The sequence below is a fragment of the Mycolicibacterium alvei genome (genome assembly GCF_010727325.1).
GTDB classification, from domain to species: Bacteria; Actinomycetota; Actinomycetes; order Mycobacteriales; family Mycobacteriaceae; genus Mycobacterium; species Mycobacterium alvei.
Genome location: NZ_AP022565.1, coordinates 5175321 through 5198519, shown reverse-complemented (window position 1 = coordinate 5198519; position 23199 = coordinate 5175321). Strand labels below are relative to the sequence as shown.

Annotated in this window: 21 protein-coding genes; 13 read left to right on the top strand and 8 right to left on the bottom strand. The window is 68.1% G+C overall.

From position 1 onward, the window contains the following. Nucleotides 1-26 precede the first annotated feature (26 nt). The 3 genes from G6N44_RS24875 to G6N44_RS24865 are packed head-to-tail and all read left to right on the top strand — an operon-like array spanning nt 27 to nt 1398. Nucleotides 27-497 carry a VOC family protein gene (locus tag G6N44_RS24875; RefSeq protein WP_163668653.1) on the top strand — a complete coding sequence of 157 codons (471 nt, stop codon included), beginning with the start codon at nt 27-29 and terminating at the stop codon, nt 495-497. Between the two features lie 9 nt (nt 498-506). After that, nucleotides 507-944 carry an HIT family protein gene (locus G6N44_RS24870; protein ID WP_163668650.1) on the top strand — a complete coding sequence of 146 codons (438 nt, stop codon included), beginning with the start codon at nt 507-509 and terminating at the stop codon, nt 942-944. Nucleotides 945-954: 10 nt separating this feature from the next. Next, on the top strand, nt 955-1398 hold the full coding sequence (locus tag G6N44_RS24865; protein WP_163670320.1) for a nitroreductase family deazaflavin-dependent oxidoreductase: 444 nt from the start codon (nt 955-957) through the stop codon (nt 1396-1398). Between the two features lie 10 nt (nt 1399-1408). Here G6N44_RS24865 and G6N44_RS24860 read toward each other — a convergent pair whose 3' ends face one another. Together G6N44_RS24860 and G6N44_RS24855 are read right to left on the bottom strand one after the other, a co-directional pair. Further along, complete coding sequence (locus tag G6N44_RS24860) at nt 1409-2458, bottom strand: LLM class flavin-dependent oxidoreductase (RefSeq protein WP_163668648.1); 1050 nt, start codon at nt 2456-2458, stop codon at nt 1409-1411. Between the two features lie 13 nt (nt 2459-2471). Next, nucleotides 2472-3275: a uracil-DNA glycosylase gene (locus G6N44_RS24855; RefSeq protein WP_372508169.1), complete on the bottom strand. Its 804-nt coding sequence runs from the start codon at nt 3273-3275 to the stop codon at nt 2472-2474. A 121-nt stretch (nt 3276-3396) separates the two neighbouring features. Between G6N44_RS24855 and G6N44_RS24850 the strand changes: the two genes are divergently transcribed. Beyond that, nucleotides 3397-4623, top strand: a complete 1227-nt coding sequence (locus G6N44_RS24850) for a multidrug efflux MFS transporter Tap (protein WP_163668644.1) — start codon at nt 3397-3399, stop codon at nt 4621-4623. Here the strand turns inward: G6N44_RS24850 and G6N44_RS24845 are convergent. Next, nucleotides 4613-5263 carry an HxlR-like winged helix-turn-helix transcriptional regulator gene (locus G6N44_RS24845; protein ID WP_163668642.1) on the bottom strand — a complete coding sequence of 217 codons (651 nt, stop codon included), beginning with the start codon at nt 5261-5263 and terminating at the stop codon, nt 4613-4615. The two genes, G6N44_RS24850 and G6N44_RS24845, sit on opposite strands and share 11 nt — an antisense overlap. A gap of 75 nt (nt 5264-5338) precedes the next feature. Here G6N44_RS24845 and G6N44_RS24840 point away from each other — a divergent pair, with 75 nt between their 5' ends. Genes G6N44_RS24840 through G6N44_RS24830 form a run of 3 tightly spaced genes read left to right on the top strand, consistent with a single transcriptional unit; the run spans nt 5339 to nt 7907 of the window. Continuing rightward, nucleotides 5339-6028, top strand: a complete 690-nt coding sequence (locus tag G6N44_RS24840) for a maleylpyruvate isomerase family mycothiol-dependent enzyme (RefSeq protein WP_163668640.1) — start codon at nt 5339-5341, stop codon at nt 6026-6028. Between the two features lie 12 nt (nt 6029-6040). Further along, complete coding sequence (locus G6N44_RS24835) at nt 6041-6529, top strand: DUF3237 domain-containing protein (RefSeq protein ID WP_163668638.1); 489 nt, start codon at nt 6041-6043, stop codon at nt 6527-6529. A 22-nt stretch (nt 6530-6551) separates the two neighbouring features. Beyond that, a complete protein-coding gene (locus tag G6N44_RS24830) occupies nt 6552-7907 on the top strand; it encodes an FAD-binding oxidoreductase (RefSeq protein ID WP_163668636.1) in 1356 nt (451 codons plus the stop codon). 21 nt (nt 7908-7928) lie between these two features. On the opposite strand, the gene G6N44_RS24825 is transcribed toward G6N44_RS24830, so the two are convergent. Beyond that, nucleotides 7929-8801 (bottom strand): rhomboid family intramembrane serine protease, encoded by an 873-nt coding sequence (locus G6N44_RS24825; protein WP_163668634.1) that lies wholly within the window; start codon nt 8799-8801, stop codon nt 7929-7931. A 65-nt stretch (nt 8802-8866) separates the two neighbouring features. Here G6N44_RS24825 and G6N44_RS24820 point away from each other — a divergent pair, with 65 nt between their 5' ends. Next, complete coding sequence (locus G6N44_RS24820) at nt 8867-10105, top strand: cytochrome P450 (protein ID WP_163668633.1); 1239 nt, start codon at nt 8867-8869, stop codon at nt 10103-10105. Next, nucleotides 10105-10695, top strand: coding sequence for a TetR/AcrR family transcriptional regulator (locus G6N44_RS24815; protein ID WP_163668631.1), 591 nt, complete (start codon nt 10105-10107; stop codon nt 10693-10695). Before G6N44_RS24820 ends, G6N44_RS24815 begins: the two co-directional genes overlap by 1 nt. 13 nt (nt 10696-10708) lie before the next feature. Here the strand turns inward: G6N44_RS24815 and G6N44_RS24810 are convergent, their stop codons facing one another. Together G6N44_RS24810 and G6N44_RS24805 are read right to left on the bottom strand one after the other, a co-directional pair. Continuing rightward, entirely contained in the window at nt 10709-11878 is a 1170-nt protein-coding gene (locus tag G6N44_RS24810) for an acyltransferase family protein (RefSeq protein WP_163668629.1), read from the bottom strand. Continuing rightward, nucleotides 11875-13686 (bottom strand): DEAD/DEAH box helicase, encoded by a 1812-nt coding sequence (locus tag G6N44_RS24805; RefSeq protein WP_163668627.1) that lies wholly within the window; start codon nt 13684-13686, stop codon nt 11875-11877. The genes G6N44_RS24810 and G6N44_RS24805 overlap by 4 nt, the downstream gene beginning before the upstream one ends. 111 nt (nt 13687-13797) lie before the next feature. On the opposite strand from G6N44_RS24805, the gene G6N44_RS24800 reads away from it, so the two are divergent. Genes G6N44_RS24800 through G6N44_RS24790 form a run of 3 tightly spaced genes read left to right on the top strand, consistent with a single transcriptional unit; the run spans nt 13798 to nt 19175 of the window. Beyond that, nucleotides 13798-14334: an LppP/LprE family lipoprotein gene (locus G6N44_RS24800; RefSeq protein WP_163670319.1), complete on the top strand. Its 537-nt coding sequence runs from the start codon at nt 13798-13800 to the stop codon at nt 14332-14334. A 49-nt stretch (nt 14335-14383) separates the two neighbouring features. Next, a complete protein-coding gene (locus G6N44_RS24795) occupies nt 14384-17818 on the top strand; it encodes a TM0106 family RecB-like putative nuclease (protein ID WP_163668625.1) in 3435 nt (1144 codons plus the stop codon). After that, a complete protein-coding gene (locus G6N44_RS24790) occupies nt 17811-19175 on the top strand; it encodes an FAD-binding oxidoreductase (protein WP_163668623.1) in 1365 nt (454 codons plus the stop codon). The genes G6N44_RS24795 and G6N44_RS24790 overlap by 8 nt, the downstream gene beginning before the upstream one ends. Here G6N44_RS24790 and G6N44_RS24785 read toward each other — a convergent pair. Further along, nucleotides 19138-20838, bottom strand: a complete 1701-nt coding sequence (locus G6N44_RS24785; RefSeq protein WP_163668621.1) for an MFS transporter — start codon at nt 20836-20838, stop codon at nt 19138-19140. The genes G6N44_RS24790 and G6N44_RS24785 overlap by 38 nt on opposite strands. A 46-nt stretch (nt 20839-20884) precedes the next feature. Further along, nucleotides 20885-22171 carry a multidrug effflux MFS transporter gene (locus G6N44_RS24780; RefSeq protein ID WP_163668619.1) on the bottom strand — a complete coding sequence of 429 codons (1287 nt, stop codon included), beginning with the start codon at nt 22169-22171 and terminating at the stop codon, nt 20885-20887. Between the two features lie 123 nt (nt 22172-22294). Between G6N44_RS24780 and G6N44_RS24775 the strand changes: the two genes are divergently transcribed. After that, on the top strand, nt 22295-23065 hold the full coding sequence (locus tag G6N44_RS24775) for a hypothetical protein (protein WP_163668617.1): 771 nt from the start codon (nt 22295-22297) through the stop codon (nt 23063-23065). The last annotated feature ends 134 nt before the right edge of the window (nt 23066-23199 follow it).

Below are 23199 nucleotides of genomic sequence, written 5' to 3'. Positions count from 1 at the left end.
GGCCCTAGCCTACGAAACTGGTCGACATGAGTGTCACACCGATTCCCGAGGGCTACACCAGCCTGACCCCGTTCATCTGCGTCGACGGCGCTGCCGCGGCCATCACGTTCTACCAGAACGTGTTCGGTGCCACGGTCATCGAGCGGATGGACGGGCCCGACGGCACCGTCGCGCATGCCGAACTGGACTTCGGCAGCGGGCGGCTCCAACTCGGCGACCCACAGGAGGCGTATCAGATCGCCGCCCCCACGCCAGGAGCCCCGGCAACGTATTCGATGGGGTTGTACTGCCCCGACGTCGACGATGTGGTGACCCGCGCAGAGAAGGTCGGTGCGACGATCCGTGAGCCCGCACAGACCTTCGTCACCGGTGACCGGTTCGCCTCCATCCTCGACCCGTTCGGTCTGCGTTGGACCGTCATGACGCGCGTCGAGGACGTCACACCGGCCGAGCGCGAACGTCGCGTCGCCGAGTGGGCAGCCGCCGCCGGCGACTAACGTTGCGGCATGCCTTGTGTGTTCTGCGCCATCGTCGCCGGGGAGGCCCCCGCCATCCGTATCTACGAGGACGACGACTATCTGGGCATTCTCGATATCAGGCCGTTCACCCGGGGACACACCCTGGTGATCCCGAAGCGGCACACCGTCGACCTGACGGATACGCCGGCGGAGACGGTGGCCGCGATGGCCAACATCGGCCAGCGCATCGCCCGTGCAGCGCGGCAATCCGGGCTGCACGCCGACGGTAACAACATCGCGATCAACGACGGCAGGGCCGCGTTCCAGAGCGTGTTCCACATCCACCTGCACGTGGTGCCGCGACAGTCCGGCGACAAACTGTCCTTCGTCAAGGGCATGGTGGTGCGCCGCGATCCGAACCGAGAGGAATCGGGACGGCTGCTCCGTGCAGCGCTGGCGCAACTCGACGAATCCGCGCAGGATTGAGCCCATGAGCATGCCCTGGTGGGAGCGTTACATCGGCCTCCCGATGCTGTTGTTGCACGACAAGATCTACAAAGCCACCGACGGCCGGATCGGACATACGATCCCGGGTGGCCCGCCGGCGCTGATCCTGCATACCGTCGGCGCCAAAACCGGCAAGCAGCGAGCTAATTCACTGACCTATGCAAAGGACGGCGCCGATTACCTGGTGGTGGCATCCAAGGGCGGCGAGCCCACGTCACCGGGCTGGTACCACAACCTCAAGGCCAAACCGCAGGTCGAGATCAACGTCGGTCCCAAACGACTCGGCGTGACGGCCAGGCCGGTGTTACCCGGAGACCCCGACTACCCACGGTTGTGGGAGCTCGTGAACAACATGAGGGGCAACAAGAACCGCTACATCGGCTATCAGAAGCGGACCACACGCCCCATTCCGGTGGTCGTGCTGACGCCATAGAACTGACGCCTCAGAACAGCTCCTTGGCGAGCAGTTCCAGGGTGGTGTCACGGGCCGTCGCGGTCGCCGGATCGGCCCCGCGGCGAGCCGAGCCCACCGGGTTGACCATGACCTCGTCGACGTCGAATTCTTCGGCCAGGGCCCGGACCTGGTCGGCGGCCTCGGTGGGCGAGCCGACCACAGCACGCTGAAGCCCGGAGGCCACGACCGCCTGGGCCTGCGGAGTGAGGGTGCTGGCCTGGGCATCCTCGACCAGGTCCAGGGCACCGAGTGGCTGCCCGGTGCGCAGTCGGCCCATCATCTGCAGTTGCGGTAGCAGAAGTGCCTGCGCTTCTTCCCGAGTCTCGGCCACCGAGGCATTCACGGTAAGGAAGGTCACGGGCTCGGCCGCCAGATCGCTGGGCTGGAACTCGTCGCGGTAGACGGCCAGCGCCTCGGCAGTGCCGTGCCCCGAGAAATGGTGGGCGAACACGTAGGGCAGCCCCTTGGCCGCGGCCAGGTGCGCCGAGTACATCGACGAGCCGAGCAGCCACATCCGCGGCTCGGTGACCGCCGCCGGCGTCGCCTTGAGCACGTAGTTCTCCCGCATCAGATCCCGTGGCAGAGTCACCCGCACCCCGCGCGCACTCATCAGCGCCACCACATCGTCGAGGTACTGCGGGAATGCCTCGATGTCGCGATCATCTCGGCCGGCGGCACCGCGCAGCGCCAGCGAGGTTACGGGATCCGAGCCAGGTGCCCGGCCGATACCGAGGTCGATACGGCCGGGGTGGGCGGCCTCGAGCAGCGCGAACTGCTCGGCCACCGCCAGCGGCGCATGGTTGGGCAGCATCACCCCACCCGACCCCAGCCGCAGCTGCGTGGTGTGCGCGGCCAGATGGGCGATCAGCACCGGCGGGCTGGTGGCCGCCACCGCGGGCATGTTGTGGTGCTCGGCGAGCCAGTAGCGGGTGTATCCGAGCCGGTCAGCGGTCTGCGCCAGGTGAGTCGTGGCCGTCAGGGCATCGGCGGTGGACTGGTCGGTGCGTACCGGGACGAGGTCGAGGACAGAAAGCCGCATGCCAGCGTCAACGTCACGAGCGGTCCGGTTCGTTCCCGTCGGCCTGCGCCACCAGGTGCTTGGCGGTGGTGAAGATGTCGTCGAGCATGGCCGGGGTGAGCCGGCCGGTGAAGGTGTTCTGCTGGCTGGGGTGAAAGCAGCCGAGCAGGGTGACCGGGCCGAACGACGAAGTCAGCTGCGCCGTCGCACCGTGACCGAACTTGGGCGCGGGTTTGGGACGATCCCCGACCAGCTCCAGCGCCGCCCGCCACGCGAACCCGCCCAACGCGATGACCACCCGAACCGACGGCCCGACCAGTCGCCACTCGGCCTGCAGCCACGGCGCGCAGGTGGCCCGCTCGGCCGGGGTGGGCGCGTTGCCCGGCGGTGCACAGCGCACGGCCGCGGCCATGCGGGTGCCGATCAGCTGCATGCCGTCGGCGGCATCGACGCACACCTCCTGGTTGGCCAGCCCGGCCCGGTGCAGCGCGGCGAACAGAAAATCCCCGGACCTGTCCCCGGTGAACACCCGCCCCGTGCGGTTGGCTCCGTGGGCGGCGGGGGCCAGCCCGACGATGAAGATGCCAGCGCTCTCTGCGCCGAGACCCGTCGCCGGTCGTCCCCAATATGGTTGGTCGGCAAAAGATTTCCGCTTGACGACGGCCACCTCCTCGCGCCAGGCGACCAGCCGAGGGCAGGCCCGGCACACCGAGATAGCCGCATCCAGTTCACCCACCGTGGCGGCCCGAGCGGCCAGTTTCCGTACCTGCGCGGCCGTTTTCGCCACCGGCGTCGTCGCATCCGCCGGATCACCGGGCCAACCCGCACCGGGTGGCACCGGCGAAGTGAACAGTTCTGCCGTCCTTGGATGTGGGAGCTGAGGGATCGGCACTCGTCCACTGTGCCGGAAATTCCGTCGCGGCGGGTGCGGGCGCGCTGTAGATTCGCCGCGATACCCCATGACGAACACCAAGCGCGGCCCACTGCTGTTGATCCTGTTCGCCGCGTTGACGGCCGGTGCGGGCAACGGCATCACGATTGTCGCGTTCCCGTGGCTGGTATTGCAGCGCAACGGATCCGCGGTCGACGCGTCCATCGTCGCGATGGCCGGAACCCTGCCGCTGTTGGTCGCCACCCTGATCGCCGGGGCCGCCGTCGACTATCTGGGCCGGCGACGGGTCTCGATGATCTCCGATCTGCTCTCGGCCCTGTCGGTCGCGGCAGTGCCGACGCTGGCCCTGATCTTCGGGGTGGACGCGGTCAATGTGGCAGTGCTGGCGGCCCTGGCCGCACTCGGTGCGTTCTTCGACCCGGCCGGGATGACGGCACGCGAGACGATGTTGCCCGAGGCCGCCGGCCGGGCCGGTTGGACGCTGGACCGCGCCAACAGCGTGTACGAGGCGGTGTTCAACCTGGCCTACATCGTCGGTCCCGGGATCGGCGGCCTGCTGATCGCCACCCTGGGCGGGATCAACACCATGTGGGTGACGGCCGGGGCGTTCTGCTGTTCGATCCTGGCCATCTCGATGCTGCGACTGGAGGGCGCGGGCACGCCGGACCGTTCGATGCTGACCGAGGGTGTGTTCGCGGGCATTGCTGAAGGGCTTCGATTCGTCTGGCACACACCGGTATTGCGCACGCTGGCGATCGTCGATCTGGTGGCGACCGGCCTGTACATGCCGATGGAATCCGTCCTGTTCCCGAAGTACTTCACCGACCGCAACGAACCCACCGAACTGGGCTGGGTGCTGATGGCGCTGAGCATCGGCGGGCTGCTGGGTGCGCTGAGTTGGGCGGCGCTGTCGAACACCCTGAGCCGACGGGCCACCATGCTGACCGCGGTGATCACGCTCGGGTTGGCGATGACGGTGATCGCGTTCCTGCCGCCGCTTCCACTGATCCTGGTGCTGTGTGCGATCGTCGGGTTCGTCTACGGACCGATCGCGCCGATCTACAACTACGTCATGCAGACCACCGCCCCGCACCACCTGCGCGGCCGGGTGGTCGGGGTAATGGGTTCGCTGGCCTACGCCGCGGGCCCGCTCGGGCTGATCCTGGCCGGGCCGCTGGCCGATGCCGCCGGGTTGCACGCGACGTTCCTGGCGCTGTCCCTGCCGATGCTGGCGCTCGGCCTGGCCGCGGTGTTCCTGACCGCGCTGCGCGAGCTGGACCGGCCTAACTCCTGACCCGCGGTGGGGCAAAAACCTTCGCCAACCGCCTGACCGCGGCGGGATCGCCGTCGATCACCAACCTGCCGTCGGCTACCAGGGCAGGCACCTGCGCGGGGTCCATCGCCGCACCCAACACATCGGCCTCGCCCGTGAGCGTCACGTCGGCAGCCGTTCCGTCCTCGCACGCGTCGACGCGGTCCGGGCTGATCTCGACGGTCGCCTGCCCCTCCGGGGTCATCAGGCGCACGGTGACCGGCGGCCCGTCCCGGTCGGCACGGACGAAGGCACGCACCGCGCGGATCAGCCACTCGGGCCGTACCGCGTCCCCGGGCACACGGGTTTCGATCAGGTGCCGACCCCACCGGGTGTACGCGTTGATCACGTCCTCGAGGGCCTGGCCGTCCTCGGTGAGCTCGTACACCGTCGTCGACGCGGGTTTGGGCAGCGTGCGCTTGCGCACCAAACCGTGCGCCTCCAGGTCGCGCAGCCGCCCAGCCAGCATGTCGGTGGCGATTGGAGCCAACGAGCCCAAGAGATCCCCATAGCGCTTGGGACCCTCGAGGAGGTCGCGGACGACCAGCAGGGTCCAGCGATCCCCGACCAGATCGAGGCTCTTTGCCAGTGCGCAGTGCTGTCCGTACGACCGTGACGCCATAGGGACAGGATAACTGTAATTGGAATTTCCAACTTACTACTTGTTTTTTCCAAGCAACGGTTCTAGCGTGACGACATGACCCTCGACGATCTGCTCACCGCCGCCAGCCACGAAGCCCTCGCCTTCGCCGACCTGCTCGAAAGCCTCGACCCGGCCCAGCGCCGCTCCCCCACTCCGTGCGCGGGGTGGACCATCGACGACCTGGCCGACCACGTGGCCGTCGTCAGCTTCCGCGACGCGGAGTCCTACCACCGCGCCCGGGCCCAGATCACCACGCCGCCAGGAGAACTCACCCTGGCCAACCCCGACCTGTCGGCCGCCATCCGGCTGGCGATCGCACACCTGCAGGCCGCGTTCGACCAGGCACCCAGTCAGTGGCCGGTGATACCGACCCCGTTCGGCGACTTCCCGGTGGCCGCTGCACTGAACTCGCTGATCCTGGAATTCGGGGTACACCTCGACGATCTGAAAGTGGCCACCGGCGAACGGCACTCGACGTTCTCCCCCGCCACCATCGAGGCGATCCTCGGATTCGGCGAGCTGTTCCTGCTGCGCCAGGCCCAGCCTCTGGAGAGCGGGCCCGTCACCCTGCGCCTGAACGCGTCGTCGAAGTCGATGGCGATCACCTGGACCGGGAAGAACTGGGCGCAGGGCCCGGGGGCCGAGGAGCACCGCATCGACGGCTCCGATGACGCGATCGCGCGGCTCATGCTGCGCCGCGGCGAGGCCGACGACCTGATCGGTGCCGCGATCCGCCCACTCTAGGAGAAGGCCGAAATGACCACACTGACAACAGCTCTCGTCGACATCGAGGCCACCCCGGCCTTCGACCACCTACTCGACATGCGCATCACCTTCGAGTCGGCACAGGTTTTCGCCACACCCGTGGGCACGCGGATGACCTACGTCATCAAGGAGGGCCGGTGCGTCGGACCGCGGATCGCGGCCGACGTTCTGCCCGGCGGCGGAGATTGGGTCCTGCTCGGCACCGACGGGGTGGCACGCCTGGATGTGCGGGCCACCCTGCGCACCGACGACGGCGCCGTCATCCACCTGACCAACACCGGCCGGGTCCAGATGGACAAGGCGGCCGCCGATCGGTTCGCCGCCGGAGAGCTGATCCGTCACGACGAGATGACCGCACGGTCCAGTCCGCTGTTCGAGACCGACGACGAACGCTACCGGTGGCTGAACGCCGTCCACACCGTCGCCATCAACCAGATATCGCTGTGCGAGGTCCACTACCGGGTATTCGCCGTCGGCTGACGCCCGCTCGTAGGATCGCGGTGTGCTGTCAGAGCTGATCGCCGAACTGCCCGAAGGTGTCGTTGTCACCGACCCCGACATCCTGGCCTCCTACCGCCAGGACCGGGCCGCCGATCCGGCCGCAGGCACGCCGCTGGCCGTGGTCCGGCCCACCCGCACCGAGGAGGTGCAGGCGGTACTGCGCTGGGCCAGCACTCACCGGGTGGCGGTCGTGCCCCGCGGTGCCGGGACCGGGTTGTCCGGCGGCGCGACAGCGCTCGACGGCGGCATCGTGCTGTCCACCGAGAAGATGCGGGACATCACCGTCGATCCCGTCACCCGCACCGCCGTGGTGCAACCCGGCCTGCTCAATGCCGAGGTGAAAAAAGCCGTTGCCGCACACGGGCTGTGGTACCCGCCCGATCCGTCGTCGTTTGAGATATGCAGCATCGGCGGCAATGTCGCCACCAACGCCGGCGGGTTGTGTTGCGTCAAGTACGGCGTGACGACCGATTATGTGCTCGGCCTGCAGGTGGTGCTGGCCGACGGCACCGCGGTGCGCTTGGGCGGTCCGAGGCTGAAAGACGTTGCGGGCCTGAGTCTGACCAAGCTGTTCGTCGGCAGCGAGGGCACCTTGGGCGTGGTCACCGAAGCGACGCTGAGGCTGCTACCTCCGCAGCACTCCCCTTGCACCGTGGTGGCGACGTTCGACTCGGTCGAGGCCGCCTCGAACTCGGTCGTGAAGATCACCGGAAAGATCCGGCCGTCCATGCTGGAGTTCATGGATTCGGTGGCGATCAACGCCGTCGAGGACAAGCTCAAGATGGGCCTGGATCGCAACGCCGCGGCGATGATGGTGGCCGCCTCCGACGACCGCGGTGCCGCCGGCGCCGACGACGCTGAATTCATGGCGCAGGTGTTCACCGAATGCGGTGCCACCGAGGTGTTTTCCACTTCCGATCCGGACGAGGGCGAAGCGTTCGTGGCAGCCCGCCGGTTCGCCATCCCGGCGGTGGAGGCCAAGGGCTCACTGCTGCTCGAAGATGTCGGCGTGCCACTGCCCGCACTGGCCGAACTGGTCAGCGGGGTGGCCGAGATCGCGGCGCATCGGGATCTACTGATCTCGGTGATCGCCCACGCCGGCGACGGCAACACCCACCCGCTGATCGTGTTCGATCCGGCCGATGCCGACATGGCCGCGCGGGCCCAGCTGGCCTTCGGCGAGATCATGGACCTCGCCGTCGGCCTGGGTGGCACCATCACCGGCGAGCACGGCGTGGGCCGGCTCAAGCAACCGTGGCTGGCCGGCCAGATCGGCCCGGACGCCGTGGAACTCAATCACCGGATCAAACTCGCGCTGGACCCGCAGAACATCCTCAATCCCGGTGCCGCGATCTAGGTGCGGCGATCTAGGTGCGGCTCAGGCCATTCCGAACATCGTCAGCAGATGGTTCGAACGCCAGGCGATCAACGCAAGGAAGGCCAGCAGCACCGCCACCGAGACCCCGGCCTGGACGGCATTGCGACGCGCACGCGGGGCATACACGTAGGCCGCGGCGATGCCCGCACCCGTGATCAGACCGCCGACGTGGCCCTGCCAGCTGATCGCCCCGGTCCCCAGCGCAGGCCCGGCGAACGTGAACACCAGGTTGATGACCACCACCGCGGCGATCATGCGGACGTCGAGGTTGAGTTTGCGGGCGACGACGAAGATCGCGCCGAACAGTCCGAAGATCGCGCCGGAGGCGCCGGCCGTCGCGGTGTTCAGCGGGGACAGCAGGTAGACCAGCACCGAGCCACCCAGCCCGCTGAGCGCGTAGAGCGCCCCGAACCGCAACCGGCCCAACCACTGCTCCAGGGGCGGACCCACCACGTAGAGCGCCCACATGTTGAACAGCAGGTGCATGGCGCCGTAGTGCAGGAACATCGAGGTCACCAGGCGGTAGTACTGGTCGTGAGCGGCGACGCCCGGGGGCCACAGGGTCAGTTCCTTCTCCAGATTTCCCGAGACCATCTGCAGGACGAACATCACGACGTTGACCGCGATCAGGGCATAGGTCAGGATCGGCGCGCCGGTGCGGGCCACCCCGCCGAACTGGGTGCGCGTCGCCTGGACCGACTTGACTCCCTCGTTGACGCAGTCCAGGCACTGGTGGCCCACGGCAGCCGAGCGCATGCACTCCGGGCAGACAGGGCGCTGGCAGCGAGTGCAGCGCACATAGGTGGGACGGTCCGGATGCCGGTAACACGTCGGCGTCTGGGCAGGTAGCTGCGGCGCGTCAGGGGTGCTCATCACGCCCGAGCCTAATGGCAAACCGCCTATTGACACCGATCCGCGCGATGTCGTACCAATAAGACATGGCAGCGACTTTGTCTCACAGCCCCGCCCGGTTCGTTCCCGCCGACGCCGATACCTGGCCCAACCCGTGGCCGATGTATGCCGCCCTGCGCGACCACGACCCGGTGCATCACGTGGTGCCCGAAGGATCTCCGGAGCACGACTACTACGTGCTGTCCCGGCACGCCGACATCTGGGCGGCCGCCCGCGACCACGGCACCTTCTCCTCCGCGCAGGGCCTGACGATCACCTACGGCGAGCTCGAGATGATCGGGTTGGCCGACAATCCGCCGTTCGTCATGCAGGACCCGCCGGTGCACACCGAGTTCCGCAAGCTGGTCTCGCGCGGGTTCACCCCACGCCAGGTGGAAGCGGTGGAACCGAAGGTGCGGGAGTTCGTCATCGAGCGCCTCGAGGCGTTGCGCTGCAACGGCGGCGGGGACATCGCCGCCGAGCTGTTCAAGCCACTGCCCTCGATGGTCGTCGCGCATTACCTCGGGGTGCCCGAGGCCGACCGGGACCAGTTCGACGGTTGGACCGACGCCATCGTCGCCGCCAACAGCTCGGCCGGCGGCATCACCGCGGCGATGGGCACCGCCGGCGCTGCCGTGGCCTCCATGATGGCCTACTTCTCCGAGCTCATCGAGTTCCGTCGTCGCGAGCCCGGCGACGACACCATCTCGCATCTGGTGGCCGCGGGCGTCGGTGCAGACGGCGACATCGCCGGCGTGCTGTCGATCCTGGCCTTCACCTTCACCATGGTCACCGGAGGCAACGACACCACCACCGGAATGTTGGGCGGCGCAGTGCAACTCCTGCAGCAGCGGCCCGATCAACGCCGGCTTCTGATCGACGATCCCGAGCTGATCCCGGATTCGATCGACGAGTTCCTGCGGTTGACCTCTCCGGTGCAGGGGCTTGCCCGTACCACCACCCGCGACGTCACCATCGGCGACACCACCATCCCGGCCGGGCGTAAGGCCCTGCTGCTGTACGGCTCGGGTAACCGCGACGAGCGCGAATTCGGCGACAACGCAGCCGAACTCGACGTCCGGCGATCCCCGCGCAATATCCTGACCTTCAGCCACGGCGCACACTTCTGCCTCGGCGCGGCCGCCGCCCGGATGCAGTCCCGGGTGGCCCTGACCGAATTGCTCTCGCGCTACCCGGATTTCGAGGTCGATCTGGACTCGGTGACCTGGGCCGGGGGAAGCTACGTGCGACGTCCGCTGTCGGTGCCGTTCCGGGCCGGGACCTGATGCCCCGCGACTGGTTGTCGGCCCGACGGTCCGAGGTGGCCGCCGACCACATCCTCGACGCCGCCGACGCCCTGTTTACCCAACAGGACGCGGCGACCGTCGGTATGCACGAGATCGCTGCCGCCGCAGGCTGTTCCCGCGCCACGGTGTACCGCTATTTCGAGAACCGCGACGCGCTCAATACGGCCTATGTCCACCGTGAGGCACGGCGGCTGTACGAGGACCTCAGCGAGCAGATCGCCACGGTCACCGATCCCGTGCAACGGTTGATCGAAGGGGTGATCACCGCACTGCACGCGGTCCGGGAGAGTCCGGCGTTGTCGTCCTGGTTCGCCACCGCACAGCGGCCGATCGGCGGCGAGGTGGCCGACCAGTCCGAGGTGATCCGGGCGCTGGTCGAGGGGTTCGTGCGGTCGTTGGCCGGTGACGCGGCACACGCCGACGACCAGGTGGGCCGGCAGGCCCGGTGGCTGGTGCGGGTCATGGTGTCACTGCTGGTCTTCCCCGGCACCGACGAGGCCGAAGAGCGGGCCATGTTGGCCGAGTTCGTCGCTCCGCTCGTCATCGGACCTCGACTGCGCGCGCAGTGACGGCGGGGCGAGTTCAGGAGCGGACGCGCGTGAACCGGTGCAGCAGCCAGGCCGCCGGGATGGTGAACACCATGGTGAGCATGAACAGGTTGAACATCGAGCCCGTGTAGACCGGATCGCGCATCACCTCGACCATCACCAGTTCCATGATCATCAGGTGGATCAGGAAGATCTCGTAGGAGATCTCACCGAGGAAGACCATCGGCCGGGAAGCCAGGAACCGGGTGTACCAACCGCGATCACCGAGCGCCGGCGGCGCCACCAACAAAGCCGCGATCACCGCGTAGAAGAAGGTCTTGACCAATGCTTCGCTCAACTTGGCCGGAGACGTGGTCGGTTCCCCCGCGAGCGGCGTCGACGCGATGAAGTAACACGCCACCGCCAACGGTACGCACACCATCCCGTAGCCGCGCACCTTGAGCTGGCCCAGCACGGTCAGGGCCATACCCGCCACGAACCACGCCATATACGTGGGCAGCCACAACCGGGCCCCGTCCGGCAGGCCGGTGGAAACGTGCACGATCGTCAGCCACACCGGCGACACCGCGGCCAGCACCGCCAGACCGAAGAACAACAGCCCCGGCCGCCAGCGCCGCCGACACAACACCACCAGCAGCAGATAGGCCATCAGCGGCAACGCGACGTAGAACGCCGCTTCCACCGCCAGGCTCCACATCTGGGTCAGCCCCTGATGCAGATAGGCGAACAGGTAGTTGTCCGTATAGATCTGGGACAGCGTCAGATTGCGGAACAGGCCCATCCAGGTGTGGCCAGGGTTGGGGCCCGCGGTACGGAAGTGGTACAGCAGGTAGGCGATCAGCACCGTCACCACATAGGCCGGCATGATCCGTCGGATCCGGTGCCAGCCGTAGCGGCGGACAGACGGCGCACGTCCCTCCGTCGCGGCGGCCTTCACCCAGGGCCGGAACAACAGGAAACCGCTGAGCACGAAGAAAATCGGCACACCGATCTCGGCCCGTGAATAGACCAGCCCGAGATAGCCCTGCCCGTACTTGCCGGTCGTGTACGCCGCGTGCGTCAGCACCACCAGAAGGGCGGCCACCGCGCGGATCCCGGTCAGTGACGCGACCCGCGCGGATCCGGAAGTCCCTCGGGGCACTGCGTCTACCGACTCGAGGCCACCCTGGTCCGACGGCCCCTTCACGCTCCGGGGGACCGTCACTTGGTCTTCCGGTGCGGCTTCCCCGAGCGGTCGCGGTAATCCGAACGGTCTTTGTGGTCCGACTTGCCCTTGTAGTCCGACTTGCCCTTGTAGTCCGACTTGCCCTTGTATTCACGCCGCGGCCCACGATCACCGCGGTCGGCATGCTCGCCAGGCGCGGGCTCCAGATTGATCAGCATCCCCGAGATCCGGGTGTTCTCCAGCGCCTTGAGCGTCTTGCTCGGCAGCTTCTCCGGCAACTCCACCAGCGAGTAGTCCCCGCGGATGGTGATGTGACCGAACTCGTTGCGGTGCAGGCCGCCCTCGTTGGCGATGGCACCGACGATGTGACCGGGCCCCACCTTGTGCCGCTTGCCAACCGAGATCCGGTAGGTCGCGAGGCCTTCACGCGGCGGACGCTGCCCGCGCTCGGACCGGCTTTCCCCGCGTTCGCGATCACGGTCCCGCTCTTTGCGCTTCTCCGGTGGCGGCTCGGTCATCAGGAACTCTTCGCCGTTGCGTGATTGCAACGCGAGCGCCGCAGCGATGTCGACCATCGGTACGTCGTGCTCACGCTCGTAGTCCTCGATGATCCGGCGGAACAACTCCAGGCCCGGACCGTTGAGCGAGTCGGTGATCGAATCACGGAACTTGGCCACGCGCTGCGCGTTGACGTCGTCGACGCTGGGCAGTTCGGCCTCGATGACCTTCGACCGGGTGTGCTTCTCGATCGACTTGAGCAGGTGCCGTTCGCGCGGGGTGACGAACAGCAATGCATGCCCAGAGCGTCCGGCCCGGCCGGTGCGGCCGATGCGGTGCACGTACGACTCGGTGTCGTGCGGGATGTCGTAGTTGACGACGTGCGAGATGCGTTCGACATCCAGCCCGCGGGCGGCGACATCGGTGGCGACCAGGATGTCGATCGTGCCGTCCTTGAGTGCGCTGATCGTGCGCTCACGCTGAGACTGGTTGATGTCACCGTTGATGGCCGCGGCCGCGAAACCGCGGGCCTTGAGCCGATCGGCGACCTCTTCGGTGGCCTGCTTGGTGCGGACGAACACGATCATCGCGTCGCCCTCCTCGACCTCGAGCACCCGTGTCAGCGCATCCAACTTGCGCGCGCCCGCGACCTGGATGAACCGCTGGGTGATGTTGTCGGCGGTGGCGGTCTTGGCCTTGACCGTGACCTCGACCGGATCGTGCAGGTACTTGGTGGTGATCTTGCGGATGGCCGGCGGCATGGTGGCCGAGAACAGCGCCACCTGCTTGTACTCCGGGGTGTCGGCGAGAATCCGCTCGACCTCTTCGGCGAAACCCATGGTGAGCATCTCGTCGGCCTCGTCGAGCACCAGGTAGTCCAGGTTCGACAGATCCAGCGTGCCGCGCTCGAGGTGGTCGATCACGCGGCCCGGCGTCCCGACCACCACCTGCGCGCCGCGCCGCAGCCCCGACAGCTGCACGGTGTAGGACGCTCCGCCGTAGATGGGCAGCACATTGACCGCGGGCAGGTGCGCGCCGTACCGGCCGAATGCCTCCGCGACCTGCAAGGCCAGCTCGCGGGTGGGCGCCAGCACCAGCGCCTGGGTGGCCCTGCTCGACGTGTCGATCTTGGACAGGATCGGGATGGCAAAAGCGGCCGTCTTGCCGGTGCCGGTCTGAGCCAGCCCGACGACGTCGGAGCCGGCGAGCATGGCCGGAATGGTCGCGGCCTGAATCGCCGACGGCGACTCGTAGCCGACATCAGTGACTGCCTTCAACACCGCAGGGTCAATCTGCAGGTCGGCAAACGTTGGGGCGGTATCCCCCGAATCCGGGTCTGGCGAGCTCATCGGTTCAGAAGTCTAGTGCCAATCGACCGGAATCCCGGCCGCGCGCCTGCACAACCCCGCTGTGGAGGCACGGTAGGTTGCCCAACTGTGAAACGGGTCGCAGTGTTCGCGATGGCCCCGGGGGTCATCTTGACGGCCGCGCTCACGCTCGCAGGCTGCGGGTCGGGTGATTCGACGGTCTCAAAAACTCCCGAACCCAGCGCCAATCCAGCATCGGCACCGGCGTCGAAACCTGCCGCGAAGGCCGCCCCGACGCCGGCCGCCCCGGAGGCAGACCCATGTGCGGTGAACCTGGCCGCCCCCGAGATCGCCAAGGCCGTCTCCGAGTTGCCCCGTGACCCGCGCAGCAATCAGGCCTGGAGCCCCGAACCGCTCGCGGGCAACTACAACGAGTGCGCGCAATTGTCGGCGGTGATCGTGCGGGCCAACACCAACTCCGAAAACCCCAACACCCGGGCCGTGTTGTTCCACCTCGGCAAGTTCATCCCCACCGGCGTGCCCGACACCTACGGCTTCAACGGCATCGACAAGACGGCCAGTACCGGTGACACCGTGGCGCTGCAGTACTCCGGTGGTTTCCACGGGCTGGCCAGCACGGTGAAGTTCCGCTGGAACGGCGGCGGCGTGGAGTTGATGGGCAACACCTAGCCTTCCCGGCCTGCCGCTCCATGTCGGTGCCCTCCCATACAGTGGCAGCGTGTTCGTCACCGACGAAGGCGCGTCGGGCCCGACGGCCATCTACAGCGCATCGGACCTGGCCGCCGCCGCCCGCTGTGAATATGCCCTGCTGCGCTCGTTCGACGCGCGGCTCGGCCGCGGTCCGGCAGTGTCCTCTGATGACGAATTGCTCGCCCGCACAGCCAAACTCGGCGATGAGCACGAACAGCGGCACCTCGAGCAGCTACGAACCGACGCGGCACCGATGACGGTGACGGTGATCGACCGGCCCGCCTACACGGTGGCCGGGCTGAGCTCGGCGGCCGCGGCCACCCTGGCCGCAGCACAACGCCGCGACCCGGTGATCTATCAGGCGGCGATGTTCGACGGGCGCTTCGCCGGATTCGCCGACTTCCTGATCTGGGACGGCGCCCGGTACCGCCTGCGGGATACCAAACTGTCGCGGTCGGTCAAAGTCGAGGCACTGTTGCAGCTCGCGGCCTACGCCGACGTGCTGGCCCACTCCGGAATCCCGGTGGCCGACGAGGTCGATCTGGTGCTGGGAAACGGCGCCGTGGCCAGCTACCGCGTCGACGAGCTCCTGGCGGTATACCGACCCCGGCGCAACGCGCTGCAGGCACTGCTCGACGGTCATCTCTCCGCCGGTAGCGCGGTCTCCTGGTCCGACGACAGTGTGCGGGCGTGTTTCGGCTGCCCGGAATGCCAGCAGCAGATCCGCACCACCGATGACCTCTTCCTGGTCGCCGGAATGCGGGGGAACCAGCGCGCCCGCCTCATCGACGCCGGCATCACCACCACCCGTGGGCTGGCGGACCACACCGGCGCGGTACCGGGGCTGGCCCAGCGCATGGTGACGGCGCTGACCGGTCAGGCCCGGCTACAGGTGGCGCCGCGGGTGGACGCCAAGCCGCCGTATGAACTCGTCGATGCGCAACCGCTGATGCTGCTGCCGGATCCGGACCGGGGTGACTTGTTCTTCGACTACGAAGGTGACCCGTTGTGGACGGTCAACGGGCACGACTGGGGCCTGGAATATCTGTGGGGCGTCCTCGGTGCGGAGGGCAGTTTCCAGCCGTTCTGGGCACATGACCGGGCCAGTGAACGTCAGGTGCTCATCGATTTCCTGGACCTGGTCCGCAAGCGCCGCAAGCGTTTTCCCAAGATGCACATCTACCACTACGCACCCTATGAGCGCAGCACCCTGCTGCGGCTCGCCGGCCGTTACGGCGTCGGCGAGAACGATGTCGACGATCTGCTGCGCAACGGTGTCCTCGTCGACCTCCTTCCGTTGGTGCGCAAGAGCATTCGTGTCGGCACCGAGAACTACAGCATCAAGTCGCTGGAGCCGTTGTACATGGGGACCGAACTGCGCGAAGGCGAGGTCACCAAGGCCACCGATTCGATCACCGAATACGCGCGCTACTGCACATTGCGCGACGCCGGCCGGCACGACGAAGCCGCCACCGTGCTCAAAGAGATCGAGGACTACAACCGCTACGACTGCCGTTCCACGCACCGGTTACGGGACTGGCTGATCAACCGGGCCTTCGAAGCCGGGGTCCCACCGCGCGGTCCGCAGCCCGTGCGTGACGGGGCACCGATCGAGAAGGCCGACGCCACCGACCGCAAGCTGCTCAAGTTCGCCGGCGACGGAGTCCAACCACGTACAGCCGAACAGCAGGCGGTGGCGCTGATCGCCGCGGCCCGCGGTTTCCACAAGCGCGAGGACAAGCCGTTCTGGTGGGGCCATTTCGACCGGCTCAACAATCCGGTCGACGAATGGGCGGACAGCACAGGTGTTTTCGTCGCCGAACAAGCAGAGGTAGTCACCGACTGGCACACCCCGCCGCGCGCCCGCAAACCGCAACGGCAGGTCCGCCTGACCGGCACCATCGACGCCGGGGAGCTGAGTAGCGATGTGTACGCGCTGTACACCGCGCCGGCACCGGCCGGTCTGTCCGACGACCCGGACCGACGCGGCTTCGGCAGCGCGACCGTCGTCGGGTGCGACAACCCGGAGGCACCCACCGAGGTGCTGATCACCGAACGCCAACCCACCGGCGGCGACACCTTCGCCCAGGTGCCGTTCGCGCTGACCCCCGGGCCGCCGGTCAACACCAGGCCCCTGCAGGCCTCCATCGACAGCACCGCCACCGCCGTCGCCGCCGGTCTGCCGAACCTGCCCGCCGACGCGACGACCGATATCCTGCTGCGCCGTCCGCCGCGCACCGTCAGCGGCCGGGCGCTGCCCCGCGGCGGTGACACCGCTGCCGACATCACCACGGCCCTGTTGGATCTGGACCGCTCCTACCTCGCGGTGCACGGGCCGCCCGGCACCGGCAAGACCCACACGTCGGCACAGATCATCGCCCGGCTGGTCAACCAACACCGTTGGCGTATCGGGATCGTCGCGCAGTCCCATGCGGTGATCGAGCATCTGCTGGAGCAGGTGCTCGACGCCGGGGTGGACGCGGCGCAGGTGGCCAAGAAACGCAAAGGCGCCGACCCACGGTGGACCGAGATCGGCGAGAACCAGTACGCAGCGTTCATCGCCGACCATCCCGGCTGCGTGATCGGCGGTACCGCATGGGATTTCGCCAACCAGACGCGGGTGCCGCGGCAGTGCCTCGACCTGCTGGTCCTCGAGGAGGCCGGCCAGTTCAACCTCGCCAACACCATCGCTGTAGCCCCGGCCGCGCGCAATCTGCTGCTCCTCGGTGACCCGCAGCAACTCCCCCAGGTCTGCCAGGGCACCCACCCGGCACCGGTCGACGATTCTGCGCTGGGGTGGTTGGTCGAGGGAGCGCACACGCTGCCGGCCGAACGCGGTTACTTTCTGGATCGCTCGTTCCGGATGCATCCGGCGGTGTGCGGGCCGGTGTCGCGCCTGTCCTATGACGGCCGGCTGCTCTCACACGAAAAGGTCAGTGCCGCACGTAAACTCGACGGTACCGAACCCGGGGTTCGGGTACTCGAGGTCGCACACCTGGGCAACTCGACCGACAGTCCGGAAGAGGCCGACGCCATCGTCACGGCCATCACCGGCCTGCTGGGCACCACCTGGACCGACGAGCGCGGCAGTAAGCCGCTGGGGCAGGACGACGTCCTGGTGGTCACTCCCTACAACGCCCAGGTGACGACCGTGCGTCGGGCGCTCGACGCAGCGGGTCTGACCGAAGTGCAGGCCGGCACGGTGGACAAGTTCCAGGGCAGGCAGGCACCCGTGGTGTTCGTGTCGATGACGGCGTCCTCGGCCGCCGACGTGCCCCGGGGAATCGGATTCCTGTTGAACCGCAACCGCCTCAACGTGGCGGTCAGCCGGGCCAAGTACGTCGCGTACATCGTGCGCTCACCCCAGCTGACCGACTACCTGCCAGCTCAGCCGGACAGCCTGATCGCGCTCGGCGCATTCCTGGCCCTGACCGATCCTGTGGTAGACCCGACCGGTGACTGAAACGCTTACCGGAACCCTTGCCGGAATCGTCGGTTCCGCCTACGTCACCACCGACCCCGACGTGCTCGACAGCCGCTGCGTCGACCACACCGGGCGTTACCGCGGACAGGCAGCGGCCCTGGTCCGGCCCGGCACGGCCGACGAAGTGGCCGCGGTGCTGCGCGCCTGCCGCGACGCGGGAGCGTGTGTCACGGTGCAGGGCGGCCGAACCTCGCTGGTGGCCGGGACGGTGCCGGAGAACGACGACATCCTGCTGTCCACCGAGCGACTCAACGAGATCGGCCCGGTCGACACCGCCGAGCGACGCATCACTGTCGGCTCCGGCACACCACTGGCCGCCGTGCAACGAGCCGCAGCGGCGGCCGGACTCGTGTTCGGCGTGGACCTGGCCGCACGTGATTCGGCCACGGTCGGGGGCATGGCCTCCACCAATGCCGGCGGTCTGCGCACCGTCCGCTACGGCAACATGGGCGAGCAGGTACTGGGCCTGGACATCGCGCTGCCCGACGGGTCGGTGATTCACCGGCACAGCCAGGTCCGCCGCGACAACACCGGCTACGACCTGGCCGCACTGTTCGTCGGCGCCGAAGGCACCCTCGGCGTGATCACCGCATTGGACCTGCGTCTGCATCCCACGCCCACCCACCGGGTCGCCGCGATCTGCGGATTCGCCGACCTGGACGCGCTGGTCGACGCCGGCCGGATCTTCCGCGACCTCGAGGGCATCGCCGCCCTGGAACTGATCGACGCCCGCGCCAGCGCACTGACCGCCGAGCACCTCGGCGTCCCCGCCCCGGTCGAGGGCGCCTGGCAGCTGCTGATCGAATTGGCCGGCGACAGCGAGCAGACCGAACGCCTGGCCGACGCACTGGAGGATGCCGACATCTGCGGCGAGCCGGCCGTCGGCATCGACGCCGGGGCCCAGCAACGGTTGTGGCAGGTGCGCGAGTCGGTGGCCGAGGTGCTCGGATTGTTCGGCCCACCACTGAAATTCGATGTTTCACTGCCACTTTCGGCGATCCGGGGCTTCGCCGGCGCAGCCGCCGAATTGATCGCCGAGCACGCCCCCGAGGCCATCCCGGTCCTGTTCGGCCACATCGGTGAGGGCAACCTGCACCTGAACGTGCTGCGCTGCTCCACCGGAGCCGAACCGGAGCTGTACGCCGCGATGATGACGCTGATCGCCGGTTGCGGCGGCAACGTCAGTTCCGAACACGGCGTGGGTTCACGCAAGCGCGACTATGTGGCGATGTCGCGCTCCGAGGCCGACATCGAGGCGATGCGCACGGTCAAGGCCGCGTTCGATCCGGGCGGCTATCTCAATCCCGCTGTGTTGTTCCATCGCGCTCGACCATGAACTCGGCGTAGATGTTCTCCCACTTTTCGGGGTGCTCGGCCAACGGGGGCGACCGGAAGGAATCGGTGACCGCATCGTCGGCGTCACGCTCGGCGCGGTCATGGCTCACGATGAACTCGACGTAGTCGTCGTCATCGTCGTCGCGGGGGTCGAGGTAGGGCTCCGGGTTCGACGCCGACGTGGGTTCGGCACCGAAACCGAGCAGGAACAACGCCGCCACCACACCGAACAGCGCGATGAACGCCGGCAGGAACATGGACTGCGACATCGCCGCAGCGAACGGCGTGTGCAGGAACTCCGGCATCTCGGACACGGCACCCCCGCCGCGGGGCGCCGCGCCTGCCGCCCCCGGCATCTCGGCGCCGATGCGCGACGTCATGTACGCCGCGATCCCGGCACTGCCGAGCACCGACCCGACCTGGCGGGTGGCGTTGTACACACCGGATCCGGCCCCGGCCAGATCCGGTGGCAGGTTGCGCATCGCGGTGGCCGCCAACGGGGACCAGATGAACGCCATACCGATACCCATCACCAACTGCGGCAGGAGCAGTCGCCAGATCGGCGTGGTCGGGGTCATCTCCAGGGCCAGCCAGGTCAGCCCGATCGCCATGGCCGAAAACCCGAAGCCGATCACCGGCGTCGGATGCGCGCGGTCGACGATACGGCCCACGGCCGGCGCCAGCACCCCGCTGGCGATCGCCGTGGGCGCGGTCAACAGGGCCGAACGAATCGGCGACAACCCGCACACGATCTGCGCGTAGAACATCAGCGGCAGGATCATCGCGGTCACCGCGAACCCGATCGTCGCGACGCCGATATTGGCCAGACCGAAGTCGCGATCTTTGAAGATCCGCAGGGGGATCAGCGGCTCATCGGTGTTGACCGCCTGCCAGCACACGAACGCCACCATCACCGCGATGCCGACCGCTCCGGTGGCCCAGACCCACGGCGCCCAGTCCCGCGACTGGCCCTCCTGCAACGCGAACACGATCAGGAACATGCCGATACCGGACAACACCACGCCCAGCAGGTCGAACCGGTGCGGTCGGGTGGGCAGCACGGGCACCAGCCAGACCGCCAGGCCCAGGCCGACGATCCCGATCGGCACGTTGACGAAGAAGATCCACTGCCAGCCCAGGCCCCCGACCAGCACGCCGCCGGCCAGTGGACCGACCAGGGTGGCCACCCCCGCCGTCGCACCCCACACGCTCATGGCCACACCGCGCCGCTCGGGCGGGAAGATGCGGGTGATCGTGGACAACGTCTGCGGGGTGAGCAGGGCCGCCCCGATGCCCTGCACCACGCGGGCCGCGATCAGCATCTCGATGCTGCCGGCCAGCCCGCACCACAGTGAGGCAGCGGTGAACACGGCCAGGCCGGCCAGGTAGAGGTTCTTGGGCCCGTACACATCGCCCAGCCGACCCGCGACGAGCAGTGGCACCGCGTAAGCCAGGAGGTAGGCACTGGTCACCCAGATGACGCCGTCGTAGTCGGCGCCGAGTTGCTCCATGATCGTCGGGTTGGCGACCGCGACGATCGTCGCGTCGACCAGGATCATGAAGAAGCCGACCATCATGGCCCACAGCGCGTTCCACGGATTCTCCGGACGCGCGGGCACACTGCCCTGCGGGCTCGGGGTGCGGGCGTTCAGCACTTGGGGCATGTCTTCTCAGTGGTTGACGGCCCAGCCGAGGCTACCCGGGACCGGCTCAGGCCGGCTCGGCAACCACTTCCGGAGCGGCATCGAATGAGTCGCCTGGGTATTCGTCGGGGTCGTCGTCGCCGTTACGCCGACCGACCAACAGCAACGCCGCCAGGGCGATCGCCATGCCGGCCGTCATCACCCACGACAGCGCCAGTGCGCCGTTGCCCAGAGCCCCGATCGCCGGGGCGACCGCGGCACCGAGCCCGAACTGCGCCGCCCCCAGCAGTGCAGCTGCCGTTCCGGCGGCTTCGGGATGACGCGACAGTGCGACCGCCGGGGCGTTGGGGAGCACCAGGCCCATACCGGCCAGGATCGCCAGCACCGGCGCCACGAACGCGGACAGTCCGCCCACCCCCGCGACGGTCAAGGTGACGAACACCGCTCCGGCCAGTGCCGACCAACTCAGCGCCGCCACCGTGATGGCCTGCGGAGAGAACCGGCGCAGCAGTACGACGTTGAACTGTGTGGCGCCGATCAGTGCGATCGCACCCGCGGCGAACACCAGCGCGAACGCCTGCTGGTCGAGACCGTAGTGGCCCTGCAGGACGAACGGCGCCGCCGAGATGTAGGCGAACAGCCCGGACATGCCCAGCGCGGCCACCAACACCAGGATCACGAATCGCGAGTCGCGCAGCAGCTCGATGTAGGTGCCGATGATGCCGCTCACCGCGAGCGGGCGCCGGTGGGCGACGGGCAGGGTTTCGGGAAGGGCGAGCGCGGCCATCGCCAACAGGCCCCCGGCCACCACCACCAGCGCGACGAAGACCCAGTGCCAGGACCCGTGCAACAGCACCGCCGCTCCCAACGACGGGGCCAGCACCGGGGCCACCCCGAGCACCAGCATCAACCGGGACATCACTGTGGCCGCCACCGTGCCGCTGAACAGGTCACCGACCACGGCGATGGCCACCACCGAGGCCGCCGCCGCACCCATGCCCTGCAGACCGCGCGCCACCCCGAGGGTCACGATGTCGGGTGCCAGCACACACAGCACCGAGGCCACCATGTGCAGCACGATGCCGGCCATCAACGGGCGCCTGCGGCCCAGCGAGTCCGACAACGGGCCGACGATCAGCTGCCCCAGGGCCAGTCCGGCCAGGGTTCCGGTGAGTGTCAGCTGCGACACCGAGGACGAGATCGAGAGCTCATCGGCGATCCGCGGCAGCGCCGGCAGGTACATGTCGATGGTGAGCGGACCCAGCGCCACCAGGGCGCCCAGGACGAGAATCATCCGGATCCGGCTCGGCGCGCCTGGCGATGTCGTCTGGTCCACGTCGCGCGATGATGCCATGAAGCTGAACAGCCCCGCATTCGAGTTTTTTGTTCCCAGTGACGGCTGTCACCCTCGGGCACCAGCAACGGGTGGCCGTTCGTTCTCCCGGCATCAGGTCAGGCGTTAGCCTGGCAGTCAACGATGGGTTCACACCTGGGAGGCCCCGAAGTGCGTGCGCGGTCCAAAGCCCAACTGCCGGCGAAGGTCGAAGAGACCGAAGATCCCAGCACTGCTGCGAAAGTGCTCTCGTCCATCATCGAGCGCAGCGCCCGCGTCCAGGCCCCCGCCGTCAAGGCGTATGTGGACCGGTTGCGCAGCCATCAATCCGATGCCACCCCGGCCGAGATCGTCACCCGCCTGGAGAAGCACTACCTGGCCGCGGTGATGGCCAGCGGCGCCGCCGTCGGTTCGGCCGCCGCGTTCCCCGGCATCGGAACCCTGGCTGCACTGTCGGCCGTGGCCGGCGAGACGGTGGTGTTCCTGGAGGCCACGTCGGTGTTCGTGCTCGCGGTCGCCGAGGTGTACGGCATCCCCGCCGACCATCGCGAACGGCGCCGCGCGCTGGTGCTTTCGGTCCTCGTCGGCGAGGACAGCAAGCAGGCCATCGCCGACCTGCTGGGCACCGGACGCACCAGCGGTGCCTGGCTGTCCGAGGGCGCAGCAACGTTGCCATTGCCCGCGGTCTCGCAGCTCAACTCCCGGCTGGTCAAGTACTTCGTCAAGCGGTATACCCTCAAGCGCGGCGCGATAGCTTTCGGCAAGATGCTGCCGGTAGGCATCGGCGCTGTCATCGGCGGTGTCGGCAACCGGCTGATGGGTAAGAAGATCGTTGCCAACGCCCGCCAGGCGTTCGGCGCGCCCCCGCCGCGGTGGCCCGCAACGTTGCATGTGCTGCCGTCCGCTGACTCCTGAGGCCGATGGTGACCTCAGGCGGCGCTGAAAGGCGATAGCCTTTATGCGGCGGTTCGAGCGGGGTCGACCGTCCACAGAACAACACAAGCGGCAAGCCTCCTTGTGACGGCGAGCCGGACACAAGAATCGAGGCG